At 44.8% G+C, this 14,021-nt stretch carries 11 protein-coding genes; 5 read left to right on the top strand and 6 right to left on the bottom strand.

Annotation, left to right across the window (positions count from 1 at the left end; all coding sequences use genetic code 11):
* Positions 1–124 precede the first annotated feature (124 nt).
* Positions 125–379 (top strand): hypothetical protein, encoded by a 255-nt coding sequence (locus QUA44_RS02030; RefSeq protein WP_333247660.1) that lies wholly within the window; start codon positions 125–127, stop codon positions 377–379.
* Here QUA44_RS02030 and rimO read toward each other — a convergent pair.
* The 4 genes from rimO to psbZ all read right to left on the bottom strand — a co-directional run bounded on the left by rimO (position 341) and on the right by psbZ (position 5,356).
* Complete coding sequence (gene rimO, locus QUA44_RS02035; protein ID WP_333247658.1) at positions 341–1,657, bottom strand: 30S ribosomal protein S12 methylthiotransferase RimO; 1,317 nt, start codon at positions 1,655–1,657, stop codon at positions 341–343. The two genes, QUA44_RS02030 and rimO, sit on opposite strands and share 39 nt — an antisense overlap.
* A gap of 426 nt (positions 1,658–2,083) precedes the next feature.
* Complete coding sequence (locus tag QUA44_RS02040; RefSeq protein WP_333247654.1) at positions 2,084–4,270, bottom strand: glycosyltransferase family 39 protein; 2,187 nt, start codon at positions 4,268–4,270, stop codon at positions 2,084–2,086.
* Positions 4,271–4,333: 63 nt separating this feature from the next.
* The gene (ribH, locus tag QUA44_RS02045) at positions 4,334–4,933 is read right to left on the bottom strand and encodes a 6,7-dimethyl-8-ribityllumazine synthase (protein ID WP_333247653.1); all 600 of its coding nucleotides are present in this window, start codon (positions 4,931–4,933) and stop codon (positions 4,334–4,336) included.
* A 231-nt stretch (positions 4,934–5,164) separates the two neighbouring features.
* Positions 5,165–5,356, bottom strand: coding sequence for a photosystem II reaction center protein PsbZ (gene psbZ, locus QUA44_RS02050; protein WP_106148334.1), 192 nt, complete (start codon positions 5,354–5,356; stop codon positions 5,165–5,167).
* A gap of 444 nt (positions 5,357–5,800) precedes the next feature.
* On the opposite strand from psbZ, the gene QUA44_RS02055 reads away from it, so the two are divergent.
* Both QUA44_RS02055 and QUA44_RS02060 read left to right on the top strand, forming a co-directional pair.
* Positions 5,801–8,803, top strand: a complete 3,003-nt coding sequence (locus tag QUA44_RS02055; protein ID WP_333247934.1) for a CBS domain-containing protein — start codon at positions 5,801–5,803, stop codon at positions 8,801–8,803.
* Between the two features lie 300 nt (positions 8,804–9,103).
* A complete protein-coding gene (locus tag QUA44_RS02060; RefSeq protein WP_333276354.1) occupies positions 9,104–9,394 on the top strand; it encodes a DUF2127 domain-containing protein in 291 nt (96 codons plus the stop codon).
* Between the two features lie 1,091 nt (positions 9,395–10,485).
* Here the strand turns inward: QUA44_RS02060 and QUA44_RS02065 are convergent.
* Entirely contained in the window at positions 10,486–10,830 is a 345-nt protein-coding gene (locus QUA44_RS02065; protein ID WP_106148719.1) for a DUF4870 domain-containing protein, read from the bottom strand.
* A 102-nt stretch (positions 10,831–10,932) separates the two neighbouring features.
* Between QUA44_RS02065 and prfC the strand changes: the two genes are divergently transcribed.
* Positions 10,933–12,561, top strand: a complete 1,629-nt coding sequence (gene prfC / locus QUA44_RS02070; protein ID WP_333247650.1) for a peptide chain release factor 3 — start codon at positions 10,933–10,935, stop codon at positions 12,559–12,561.
* 534 nt (positions 12,562–13,095) lie between these two features.
* Here prfC and QUA44_RS02075 read toward each other — a convergent pair.
* On the bottom strand, positions 13,096–13,359 hold the full coding sequence (locus QUA44_RS02075) for a type II toxin-antitoxin system Phd/YefM family antitoxin (RefSeq protein WP_015177371.1): 264 nt from the start codon (positions 13,357–13,359) through the stop codon (positions 13,096–13,098).
* A gap of 392 nt (positions 13,360–13,751) precedes the next feature.
* Here QUA44_RS02075 and QUA44_RS02080 point away from each other — a divergent pair, with 392 nt between their 5' ends.
* Positions 13,752–13,988 (top strand): hypothetical protein, encoded by a 237-nt coding sequence (locus QUA44_RS02080; RefSeq protein ID WP_333247648.1) that lies wholly within the window; start codon positions 13,752–13,754, stop codon positions 13,986–13,988.
* Positions 13,989–14,021 lie beyond the last annotated feature (33 nt).

The following is a 14,021-nucleotide window of genomic DNA, read 5'->3' on the forward strand; positions in this document are numbered from 1 at the left end:
CCACGGGCTTCCCAATTCATTGGCAACAGCCGCCAGAACTCCGTAATTCTATTGGTCTTACATTGCCTCCAAGGGCAGGAGTCCTGGTTCCCAAGACCCATACTTTTTCTGGCAACACGTACCTTTGAGCTTGGTTTTCGCTTACGGCATTGGTGGTCAAGATGTACCAATTTTATCAGAAGAATTGCTCGTTTCCTCATCCACCCCGTCGCTGTTCCACAGCACGGCTTGGAATTCGACTCGCGGGAGTGGAATCGTCAACTCACTGGCACTCATCCCGACGCGAGGCTACACTCTTAGCGCGGGGCTGATGCTGCTTTGGCGGGCGGGACAGTTCGAGCTATACTTCTACTTGACCGTAGAGGTCGTAGACATCTGAACTCGTAATTTTCACAGGTACGATCGATCCCAGCCGTGCTTCTCCTGTCACATAGACGAGTCCATCTACTTCTGGGGAAAATCTGGCGGATCTACCAATCAACTCACCTGTCTCTGGCTGTTCTTGTTCTATCAGGACATCAACTACCTGACCGACAGATTCTTGATTTTTCTTCAATGATATAGGTTGTTGTGCCGCCATTACCGAATCGCGCCAAATTTCCATTTTTTCTGCTGGCAGTTGATTTGGCAAGCTGAAGGCTGGGGTACCTTCTTCGGCGGAAAATGTGAATACTCCGACGTGATCGAATTCGTGGCGCTTGACAAATTCCAGCAAATGTGCTGCGTGTTCGTCGGTTTCGCCGGGGAAGCCAACAATAAAAGTTGTTCGCATCACGGCGTTGGGAATTGCTGCTTTGAGCCGATCGACTATAGCATCATTAATCCCAGCTTGAAAAGGTCTGTTCATCGCCCGCAGAATTTCCGGGTGCGAGTGTTGCAGAGGTAAATCCAAGTATGGCAAAACGTTGGGCGTTTCGCAGATTGCCGCCACAACTTGCGGAGTCAAACCTGTAGGATAGGAGTAGTGCATCCGAATCCAAGGCACATCTACTTGACCCAAAGCGCGCAGTAGTTCGGCTAGCTTCGGTTCGCCGTAAATATCTTTGCCGTAGTTGGTGGTAATTTGAGAAATTAAGATAATTTCTTTGACACCTTCCGATGCTAATTGCTTAGCTTCGGCGACAATAGATTCGATCGTGCGCGATCGTTGATTTCCGCGCAAGTGCGGGATAATGCAAAATGCACAGCGGTAGTCGCAGCCTTCTGCTATCCGCAGATAGGCGACACCTTCGGATGTCGTGCGGTAGCGGGGAGTTGTTTCGTCAGCGATGTAAGTAGGTTCGCTAGAGACGAGGGAAACTCGATCGCCCTTTTCGACCCGCTGCATCACATCGACTATTTTATGATAATCGCCAGTGCCGACAATTGCGACTGCTTCCGGCAATTCATCCAGCAATTGTTGTTGAAAATGCTGTGCCATGCAGCCAGTGATGACTACTTTTTTATTAGCTTCTGCCAATTCGACCAAAGTGCGGACTGACTCTTCTCGCGCAGCTTGGATAAAACTGCAAGTATTGACTACAACATAATCGGCTAATTCTTCATTAGAATCTACCTGATAGCCCGCTTGAGCCAGCAAGCCAATCATGTGTTCGGTATCGATGCGATTTTTTTCGCAGCCGAGGTGCGTAAATGCGATCGTTGGCTTCGTTGCCATGCAGTAATTAGTTGCTGTTGCGCTATTTTTGATGACTTTTTATTCTATCACACACTTTGCGAATTTGCAAGATATTCATTTAATTTTTTCCCTCGGATGCGATCAATAAAAATTGCAGTTTCTTTGTGGCGGCAACTTCCACAGCACAAGAGTTTTGAGACTTTTGTACCAGCTTTTTTTCAGCGGGGTCAGCTTTGAGCCGATCGATTAGCGTAGTCGTTATTCTTAGCCTTTGAGGCGGGGACGGGCGATCCACGGCTATAACCCTTGATTTTACAGCGAAGTTATTATGCTTAATTGTTAAGCATCCCAGGTAATGAACAGTCTCCAATATTAAGTGTTATTTTTTTTAAACTTAGTGAATGCTTTAACAGTAATACCTGAAATTTGAGTTAACTGGCTTGAAAAAGTGTCATAATCATCTGCTTAGGTTGATAGTTTTTCTATAGTGAATGTCGAGCAAAAATCATTGCTGTGTAATGATTTCAAATTGTATTGCTGTCCCAATCTTTTGGTTACTTCATATTCACAAGTAACAACTACTTCACCAGGATTAAATTTCTTGTTTTTATTCTGTTGCTGATAGTGAACCACAGATGATATTGAATAATTGTTCTGAAAATTTGCTACTTCTGCGTAAAATATCAAGTGAGCATTATATTTGTTACTTACCGCAGTAAACTTGGTTAATTGCGGAACATCGTTGAACATTTCTTGAAAGTAATCTCCATACATAACTTCAGAACCCCGTGTATCAAAACTTAGTAAATCCTGCTTATAAACCAAGTTATATGTAATATCAAAATAAGGCAGGATGAAAATAGCGATAGCTGTTAAAATAAAAATCAACTGGCGCTTCAAATCGTTAACAGGAAACGAATTAAGTATCGCCTTGAAAATTTCAGTTAAACCTACACCAATAACCAGAGACGCTATGGGATATAGAGGAATAATATACCAAGTGAGCTTAGTTTTGGCAAAAGAAACGATCGTGAAATACAAGGTTAAGTAGAAAAATCCGAAAAATCCCACTGTTTTCAGATTTTTTTTAACACTCAATAGACTAATCGGTAAACAAATAGGTAATAACTCGATCCACCTCATAAATCTGTCATTGTGTATCTGGTATAAATAAAATAAAAATGAACCCTGATGCTTTTCATGCACATTGAAATATCTACCTGTCAGGTCGTTGTCTACTACGGCTTTGAGATAGCCGGGATTATAAAATTCTCTAGCCATGTAGTAACTTAATACCACTCCTATCAAAATGCTCAAAGAAATATAAAGCCGAGATGAAAAGAGCAAGATTTTTAGTTTTCTTTGATAAACAGTATACAAAAAAATACCTGGCAATGGCATAAGTCCTGCTACACTTTTGGTTAACACTGCCAAGATTAAAGCAGCGGTTGCTATTGACCAATAAAAACGTTGTTTTTCTAGTTCATTTGAGTGCAAGTAGATCAAGTATGAAAGGGAATAAATAGTTATCCAAAGCACAAGCATGGCGTCATAATCTCCGCTTCTGCCTGCGTGAAATCCTATAAAAGCGGAACTGGTTATTAATACCAACCCACTCACCCATGCTATTTTCATGTCTTTCAAATATTTGGCAGAAAATATAAAAACTATAATAGCTGTACTCATAGCGGATATTGCTGACGGCAACCGCAGAGAAAATGTGTTATATCCAAAAATTTTCATGCTGAGGGCTATGAGCCAAATTAACAGAGGTGGTTTAGTATTCCACATATCAGGCTTTCCCTCAAAATGCGTAACTATCAAGTCCCCATTCATCGTCATTTCCAAGGCATTTACTGCTAGTCTAGATTCATCCCACATCCGAATAGATGGGAACTCTAAACAAAATAAAAATACAAAATAGCAGGCAACGATAAATAGGAATAGATTTACTGAAAAGTGATATTTTACATATTTTTGCATCAAATATAACAGCCAGTTACCACGGGTTGATATCTGATCGGTGTTTAGCTGGAAAATTGCCACTAATAAAGCAGCATAAACAATGAGAACAATTGCTGACGCACGCCACCAAAATACTGAAGAAGTAGTGTCATATGCTTGCAACAAATTTACGATCGCTGTTTTCGCTTCTATTTGAGCAACTCCGCCTTGAACGGCGACAGTATGATAGTCTTTAGTGTTGGCAGAAGAGTTTTTATCCCAAATTTCGCAGCTACTACCACTCCGCGTTTTGGTAATTTGGAAAACATAATCAATAGTTGCACCAGCGGTTACTCGCACTTTGGCTGCGAAGTGATTTGACTGGCGTTTCATTGGCGTGTAGATAATTTTATCTTTGACTGCAGTACCTGTAGGGCCTTGGGCTTGGGGTAATGTCGCCAAGTCGTTAACTCCCCAAACGAGAAAGACTTCGCCTGCTGCGGGTAAAGAGTAGTTAATTTCCTGTGTTACTAAGGTTTGAGGTGAGGAATTCGCTGCGCTATTTGCCAAAACAGCAGGTTGCCAGCAGAAATAGCAAACTAGGAAGGCTAGAAAATAGCGCAGTAAAGCAATCAAAGACTTTGGCAACGAATCCACTGGAAGATGATCTGACCGGCTGCGGGTGAGTTTCCTGGTGTGATTTTTCATGACATGAACTCATAAAATTTCTAGAAAATCGATCGTAGGAATTACGAACTCAACCTTTCAGCATTACTTTTTCAATAAGTCTATGGTATCCGATGATACATCCGGGGCGATCGCCCGACTAGCATCACCCGCAAGCACTTGCGTAGCAGACGCAGCAGTCAATTGCCCGTAAGAGTTTGCGCCCAAACCATTAACTTGACGCATCAAAGTGCCCATTTCCAAAGCACTCATCGCATAATTCCAGCCCAAATTGCTCTTAATTCCCGCCCTTTCCAAAGCTTGCTGCATCGTGTCAGTCGTCACCACCCCAAAAATCACGGGCACACCAGTTTGAAAAGCAGCCGCAGCAATTCCCTTAGAAACCTCACCAGCCACAAAATCGAAATGCGGAGTTTGGCCGCGAATTACCGCACCCAGACAGATTACCGCATCGTAGCGGCCAGAAAGAGCAGCTTTGCGCGCCACCAAGGGAATCTCAAAACATCCCGGAACCCAATAAAAATCAACTTGATTCCCATCAGGATTAATATCAACCCCGTGGCGCTTCAAACAATCTTGACATCCTTCCAAAAGTTTGTTGACAATCAAATCGTTAAAACGACCGATCACAATCGCAAATCGTAAAGATTCTGTTTGAGTAAAAGTTCCCTCGAAAACAGTCATAGTGTTTCTAGTTTAAATTTTAGGTTTTAGATTTTAGTTTTTTGTTGGCGAGAAGGCAAAAGTTAGAAAGCTGAAACATCTCATCTTAATCTCAAGTGCAAAAACATACAAGTTCGTCGTGCTGGCTGGACAATTCCTAGCTTCTGCCGAATGCGGAATGACTTTAAATTGCTGGTTAATGCCTTCAACCTTCTATCTTTTACCTTCTTTCTTCGATAGTCTTAGGCGAAATTAAACTACCAAAAAGTTTAAGACACCCACTGCAATAACCAGTAAGAACCAGAGACCAGAACCAGCATAAATTAGCGTTTTAGACTGATTCCAGTTTTGGGGAGAGGCATAGGCAACTGGCACACCAACAACCATCACAAAAGACAGTAGCACGAGACCTAGTAAAACCACTTGAAACAGAATTGATAACATCTTTTCTCCTTTTGATATAACCGTGCGTGGACGAGAAATAGTTTGTCATAATCTGGCAAAATATTCCAGATTATAGTTTTTGACAATTTCCAGATGGTCGATCGAGAAATTGTCGGTTGATTGATACGAAAGAGACTATACCTCTCGCAAAAATAGCTAGGACGCTGCTCAAAGCCCATCCCAAAAAAATCATTTTTTCTTGTGGGGTGGACACGCGAGCCCGCCCGAAAATTTGATTAAAAGGACTTTTGCACTCTTGTCTACTGTGCAAATTCGGGCGTTGCGCGAACAAGCGTCAGTAGCTCTTGGGATTTTTAACAATTTTATCATTGTTCGCAGCAGGACAGAAAACTGGAAAGGTTAAGTTAAAGCCTGATCGCCCGATCCGGTATCCGAGCACCAGAAATTGCTAGTGTGGGAGTGAGAGATGCGAGATTTTCGGCTATGGACTTAGTTTTGTGCCACACAACAGCAGATTTTGACAGCTTAGGCGCGGCGGTGGGACTTTGCGTGCTGCGCCCCGGTAGCAGAATCGTGCTGACTGGCGGTTGTCACCCGACGGTGCGAGATTTTTTGGCGCTACACCGCGACGAGTATCCGCTGATTGAACGTCGATCGGTCAATCCGCAACAAATTCGATCTATTAGTATAGTGGATGCCTCACAGCGCGATCGACTAGGAAAAGCCGCCGAATGGCTAGACTTGCCACACCTCAACGAAATAGCCGTTTTTGATCACCACCTACAAGCTGATTTGGACATCCCCGCCACGGTTACACAGATTGAAGCAGTTGGCGCAACCACCACATTAATTGTCGAACAACTGCGGGAAAAACTCAAAAATTCCGCAGAAAACGGCGATACAGTATCCCAGCTTTTACCTTCGGAAGCCACAGTCATGGCCCTCGGTATCCACGTCGATACAGGTTCCCTCACCTTTGAGGGCGCAACTGCGCGAGATGCAATGGCTTTAGCGTGGTTAATGGAACAGGGAGCAAGTTTGCGGGTAATCGCGGAATATGTAGAACCCGGTTTGTCTCCGCAATTGCAGGATTTGCTGAGAGAAGCGTTGGAGAATTTGCGATCGGAAACCTTGCACGGTTATACAGTAGCTTGGGTACTGCTATCTACTAATGACTATGTTCCCGGACTTTCTGCACTAGCTTCTCGCTTGCTAGATTTAACTGAAACCGATGCTCTACTTTTAGCCAATGTTTATAACTTTAGCGAAAACGACCACCGCAACATCCCTGAATCGCCAGTTTCCAACCGCTTAGCTATTATCGGTCGATCGCGCATCGAAGGCACAAACCTCAGCGAATTATTTAAACCCCTCGGTGGCGGAGGCCACGCCCGCGCCGCATCCCTCGCTACACGGGATGTTGATCCGCTGCTGACTTTAAATCAATTAGCTGACGCGCTGAAAGCTCAAATCCCGCACCCTCCGACAGCCCGCGAATTAATGTCGTCTCCCGTGCGGAGCATTCGCCCAGAAACTTCGGTGGGGGAAGCTCACCGTATCCTCCTGCGTTACGGACATTCGGGGCTTTCGGTGGTCGATACGGGCGATCGGCTCGCTGGCATTATCTCGCGGCGCGACATAGACATTGCCCTGCACCACGGTTTCAGTCACGCCCCCGTCAAGGGTTACATGACTCCGCAGCTAAAAACGATCGCCCCAGATACCTTGCTGCCAGAAATTGAATCTTTAATGGTGATGTATGATATCGGGCGCTTGCCAGTATTGGCAAACGGTCAACTGGTGGGAATTGTTACCCGGACTGATGTGTTGCGGGAATTGCACCAGCAAAAAGCGCGAGACAGGGGAAGCAATGCAGAATTGCCTAATTGTCCCGTGCCCGAATCGGTTGAGCAGTTGTTGCGATCGCGCATCAGTCCCGAATTATGGCAATTATTGTCGATCGCCGCCAATATTGCCCACAATCGCGGCTGGCAACTTTATATTGTGGGTGGAGCAGTCCGGGATTTACTCTTAGCCACGGATGACACATTGGCGCTAACAGATATTGATTTGGTTGTGGATGGAAAGTGCGGTTCCGACGATTCCGGTGCTGGTGTCGAGTTAGCTTCCTCGCTGCAAAAACTTTACCCCGAATCGCGTTTGGACGTTCACGGTCAATTTCAAACCGCCGCGCTTTTGTGGCCCAAAGACTCTGCTTTCGGCTCGCTGTGGGTGGATATCGCTACGGCTCGCACTGAATTTTACCCTTATCCGGCTGCAAATCCTGAAGTTGAAGCGAGTTCAATTCGCCAAGATTTGTACCGCAGGGATTTTACAATTAATGCGCTGGCTGTGCGGTTGGGTGTTCCTCGCAGTGGCGAATTGTTAGATTTTTTTTGCGGTTTGCTGGACTTGGAATCGAAGCAAATTCGAGTTTTGCACGCCAATAGTTTTATCGAAGATCCCACGCGAATTTATCGCGCTGTGCGGTTTGCGGTGCGGTTGGGATTTGAAATTGAGCCGCAGACGGAAGGATACATCCGCAACGCTTTGGCAAGCGGGATTTATTACCGAATTCAGGGGGAAAACGGCCGAGCTCCGGCTTTGGAAACTCGGCTCAAAAGCGAATTGAAATACATTTTGCAAGCCCCGTACTGGAAAGTTGCTTTGCAAATGCTGGGAGATTTGCAGGCTTTGCGCTGCATTCATCCTAGTTTGGAGTTGGATCGGGAGTTGTGGCGGCAACTGCGTTTGCTCGATCGGTGTTTGAATGGAAGGAAGAAGGAAGGTTCGGCAACGGATTCTGTAACGGATGTAACGGATGTAACGGATGTCAGGAAGAAGGAGGAGGGAAGTTCGGCAACGGATTCTGTAACGGATGTAACGGATGTAACGGATGTCAGGAAGAAGGAAGAAGGAAGAAGGAAGAAGGAAGAAGGAAGAAGGAAGAAAGAAGAAGGAAGAGACAATTCCCAATTCCCAATTCCCAATTCCCAATTCCCAATTCCCCATTCCCCATTCCCCATTATCAATATTCCCGATTGGCAGATGCGGCTGGAAGTTTTGATAGCTTATTTAGCACCGGAATATCGCGGCAAGGTGGCTGCAAATCTTCAGTTACCCGCTGACAGCATTAAGCGGTTGGAAGTGTTGGAAGCGGGAAAGAACCAGTTAGCAGAGAATTTGCCTAAGTGCGAGTTGCCTAGTCAATTGGTATTGCTGTTGAGGAATTATGAGTTGCCGGTGTTAATTGCGATCGCCCTACAAAGTCCGCGAAAATTCCGCCGCCAAATCTGGGAATATCTCACCAAATGGGCGAATGTTGAGCCGCCTTTGAATGGCAACGATTTGAAGGCTTTGGGTTATAAGCCGGGGCCTGGGTTTAAACGAATGTTGGATGATTTGTTGGCGGCGAGGTTGGATGGCGATTTGGGCGATCGGGCTGCTGCTATCTCTTTCGTAGCACAACGTTATCCTCAAACTTAGTAAGGTGCGTCAGCAGCGCGTTATTTTTGCTATAATAGATTAGCTAATTGCTGACGCACTCTACTAAAATTTAAGTTTTCAATCCTAAACAGGCTAACCAGGCGATCGCACATTATTGATATTTCGAGAATTAAGGTGAAGAAACATCACGCTCCTGCTTTAATCGCAATTGTCCTTTACAAAACATTTGTGGCTTCCCTCTTGACAGTAACTTCGATTGCTTTGCTTTTTGCATTAAAAAATCATCAAGTCTTAGAAGAGTTTTCGCAATCTTATTTGTGAGAAAGCCAACTCAAAATTATTGAATTCATCTTAGACAAACTTTTAATTCTCAAGCCTAAAAACTTACTGCTTAGCGGACTTGCCGCAGCACTTTATGCAGTGTTAACTGCTGTTGAAGCCGTTGGTTTGTGGTACGAAAAAGACTGGGCAACCATCTTAGTTTTAGTGCTGGTAAGCATCAGTATACCCCCTGAAATATATGAATTAGTTCACGGGGTCACGGTACTTAAGTTAGCGGTATTTATCACAAATGTAGCCATCTTATGGTATTTGCTCCACCATTGGCCGAAGCATGGTAAAGGAGCTTAAAGTTTTGATTATTCAGAGGAAACTCACTGGATTTTATAAATGTCAGCATTTTCCATTTTAATTTCATAAAACGGCTGATCAGTCAAATAAAAACCTCAATCTTTACAAAAATTTTGTGATTGTAAAGATTCGATAAAGCTACGAGGGGTTATACCCCCTATGAGTTATAGTGACATATATATAGATGCACCCTGATGGTTTTCCCGTTCCACAAGAGCGGGATTTTTATTGGAAAAATATTGTATTAAGTTTTAAGACTCCTGGTAGAGATAGAATTGGTGGAAAACTTCAATAAAACGATCGCCAGATGCAAAAATAGCACAGCTAAAGCAAAAACGATGGTTCGGAGCGATCAAACATCCGCCCTAACTCTGCGAAATAACCCAAAGAGGTTAGCATAGTTTGGGAAACGGCATCAACTGAAGATCAACTTAGCGTTCACAACAGCCCTGCAATAGGGTGAAGACACCATTGCGACTTTAGGCAGAGAGGGTTCGGCATCACTTACCGAGCTACCCACATTCATTTAAACTGAGATGTTGCACGATTTTCAATTACTTGTTTAGGAACAGGCCGGAAAGCCTGTTCCACAATAAAATTCATCTCTTGTGGAACAGGCCGGAAAGCCTGTTCTTGACAATGGTGCAAGATGTAAGTTTAAACAGAGATGTTGCACCATTTTCAATGCCAAAGATAAGCTGTTGTGCATTGAAATTGTGTGTTGAGGGCGGGCTTTCCTACCAACCGCACAATAGCGAAAGTTTATTTGACCATGCAATTTAAAGGCGGATTAGCTTAACAGCTAGAATTAATAGTTTATTTCGCTCTAATTTTTGAAGCTTTATGGATTAAGAAGATTTCACTCATGATGTTAGGTCAATTTTCAGGAATCCCCAACTGGATGATGCTTAGTTACACAAGATTTTAAGTTTTTTTACAAAGTCTTGTCTCCGACAATCAACCCTCTTTGTCACTTAAGCAGTGCATTGGCCAGTTGGGGTAACGAATGTGGGTTAGAAAACACTTAAAAACCCGGTTTCTTCTTAAAGAAATCGGGTTTCTGAAATCGATACCCAAGAGCGATTTACTGTCTAGAATAAGCGAAAAATAAAAGGGTAGCGGTAGGGTTGGTTGGGATCTTTTAAAATCTGGAGAATCGCCAAGATTGTCAGTCCCCAATGCAGCAGATAACCGATTGGTATTAGGAAAAAGCCGGCCAAACCTAAAGTCAGGAAAGTTACCACCCCAATAATGGTGGTGTACAGCCAGACGTTGAAGTGAAAATTGATGGCTTCGGTGGCGTTTTCTTTGACAACGGGGTCATCTGATACTAATAATACGGCGATCGGCACTCCGATCGACAACCCTAACGTACTCAAAAAAATAGCCCCGTGGCACAGCAGTGATAGCAGCTTTCGCTTGTCGGAGTCGTACATATTAGTTTTATTCCTTGACTTTACCGATAATTTTACCTTTAATAGCAACTGTAGCACAGGCTATAATGGCGATCGGGTGATGATTCCCCTACCTAATTTGTGATGACAACAGAACTCGAAACTGAACTGCTGACTGCTGTTGAGCGCCGGCGCAACTTTGCTATTATCTCGCACCCTGACGCGGGTAAAACTACTTTGACAGAAAAGCTGCTGCTGTACGGAGGTGCAATTCACGAAGCAGGTTCTGTGAAAGCGCGGCGGGCTCAGCGACACGCTACGTCTGACTGGATGGCGATGGAACAGCAGCGGGGAATTTCTATTACTTCTACTGTTTTGCAGTTTGAGTATAAAAAATATCACATTAATCTGCTCGATACTCCAGGACACCAAGATTTTAGCGAAGATACTTATCGCACTCTGGCGGCGGCTGACAATGCGGTGATGCTTGAGGATGCTGCTAAGGGTTTGGAACCGCAAACTCGGAAGTTATTTGAAGTTTGTAAGCTGCGAAGTTTGCCTATTTTTACTTTCTTTAATAAGCTCGATCGCCCTAGCAGAGAACCTTTGGATTTGTTGGACGAAATTGAGAAGGAATTGGGGTTGCAGACTTATCCGGTAAATTGGCCCATAGGTACGGGCGATCGCTTTAAAGGTGTTTTCGATCGCAGGGCGCGCAAAATTCACTTATTCGAGCGGACTAAACACGGTTCTCGTGCTGCTGTTGATACCGTCATTGAATTGGGCGATCCGCGCATTGAAGATTTGTTGGAACAAGACCTTTACTATCAGCTCAAAGAAGAGTTAGAACTGCTTGATGAGTTGGGAACTGAACTCGATTTAGACTTGGTTCGCGCTGGAAAAATGACGCCTGTTTTCTTTGGCAGCGCGATGAGTAATTTTGGGGTCGAACTGTTTTTAGATGCGTTTTTAGATTACGCTATGAAGCCGATCGCCCGCAAGAGCAGCGCCGGAGACTTGCCACCAACTTATGAAGATTTTACCGGGTTTGTGTTTAAATTGCAAGCGAATATGGACCCAAGACACCGCGATCGGGTGGCGTTTATTCGGGTTTGTACGGGCAAGTTTGAAAAGGACATGAACGTGACTCACGCTCGCAGTGGTAAAACGGTGCGTTTGTCAAGACCTCAAAAGTTATTTGCTCAGGATCGCGAGTCGATCGAGGTTGCGTATCCGGGCGATGTGATCGGTTTGAACAATCCGGGGGTATTTGCGATCGGCGATACTATTTACACCGGCCAAAAACTGGAATATGAAGGGATTCCCTGTTTTTCTCCTGAACTTTTTGCTTTTTTGAGAAATCCCAATCCTTCTAAGTTTAAGCAGTTCCGCAAAGGCGTTTCTGAGTTGCAGGAAGAAGGCGCAGTGCAAATTATGTACTCGGTTGATGAGTCGAAACGCGAGCCGATTTTGGCGGCTGTGGGACAGTTGCAATTTGAAGTTGTGCAGTTCAGAATGCAGTCGGAATATAATGTGGAAACGACGATCGATATGTTGCCCTACAGTGTAGCTCGTTGGGTTGACGGCGGTTGGGATGCGCTGGAAAAAGTTGGGCGGCTGTTTAATACGGTGACGGTGAAAGATACTTGGGGAAGGCCGGTTTTGCTGTTTAGAAATGAGTGGAATTGCCGACAGGTGGAAGGGGAGCATCCTGTGTTGAAGTTAAATGCAATCGCCCCTGTGGTGTCAGGTTTGGCTGTTAGCGAGGAGTGAGATTACCGCAGGCAAAGGACACAACATTGTTGTGTCCATACAAATGATATTTATAGCAACCCTAAATTATTCGCGTAATTATTGTAGGGGCAATCCCCCCGTGGTTGCCCGGATAGATAGGGGGTAGGCACGGGGGCACTACCCCTACAAATTTACATGAATGATTTAGGATTGCTATATTTGGCTTAAATACGCCGGATATAAGAAGTTACAATCACGGCTCTAACAGTTTTTCTAAGATGGTGTAAATGTCTTTTTTGTCACCATCTTTACGTCTCCCTAGTCCCACGACAACTAGAACTCGATCTTGTTCGACTTGATAAACTATAGGATAGCGCTGTCCAACAGCTCGGATGCTGCGAAATTCTGATAGGTTATCTACAAGGGCTTTGCCTTGCTTTTGTGGTTCAACTTGTAGTTAATCAATGCGATCGCGCAATTTTTCCTGTTCTCGTCAATCTTTGACTGCCTCCAACATTTCCAGTGCCAGTGGCGTAAGCTGGATCTCATATTCGATCGCATTTTCTCCGTGATTCATAGTCCCAATTTTGCTTTGGCATTTTCCCAGGAAATAGTTTCCCCTTGGCGTGCTTGGGTGATGCTTTGGCGCAATTTGGCAACGAATTCTGTATCGGTGAGAATATCTAAGGTTTCTAACAGTTCAGTCAAATGCGTGTAGCTCATTGCAGCCATAACGGGAACGCCATCTTGAGTGATGATGATAGGCTCATTGATAAGTTCTTGGGGTAGGTTTGGAAGCTGCTGCTGTGCTTGGGCAATGGTGAGTCGTTTGGACATGGTTGTACTAAAGCAACATTACTTTTAATTTAGCATTTCGGCCGAACTAACTGGTTTCCAGCCGCTGACGCTGGTAACGAGTAAATCCAAAATCTAAGATCCAAAATCTAAAATCCAAAATGGATTGACGGCGGCCCCCATCTGCGGCTACGCTTTGAAGTGAGAGGTTGCTTGCTTGTAGAGGAGGCAGCCCGCGTCGCCCAAAAATCTAGTTGCACTGCCCAAAGCTGCTGCTAACAGCAATGGACAGCATAACCGCCAAACTGGGACTAGCAGTCTGGAGGCTAACGGAGTATCTTAACATCCTCTGTAGCCGCCCTGCTATGTGTTGAAATGCGGGGCGGCTGGGTTTTTGGGTTTTTCTAGAAAACCCAAAACCAGGAGAACATATTATGTCACAGGAATTCTTGCCTGACGACAACAAATTCTATCGCCCAAATGACGACTCAGCAGCAGTATGCGAACAGGAAGTGGTGCTGTTAACGGTTGTCGGTTCGCCCAAGGGTGTCAGGGAAACCATACTCACTTTGTACCGGCTGGGATTTGCAGAAGTGGGCGATTGGAGCCCCGTACAGCGTGCCGCTAATCCGAAGCAGGTGATGAGCGTGCTGATGTCGGAAGCGGGCTGATGGTACTTCGCCGAGAAAATCTGGGCGGTAAGC

Source organism: Microcoleus sp. N9_A2 (assembly GCF_036701775.1).
Taxonomy (GTDB): Bacteria; Cyanobacteriota; Cyanobacteriia; order Cyanobacteriales; family Microcoleaceae; genus Microcoleus.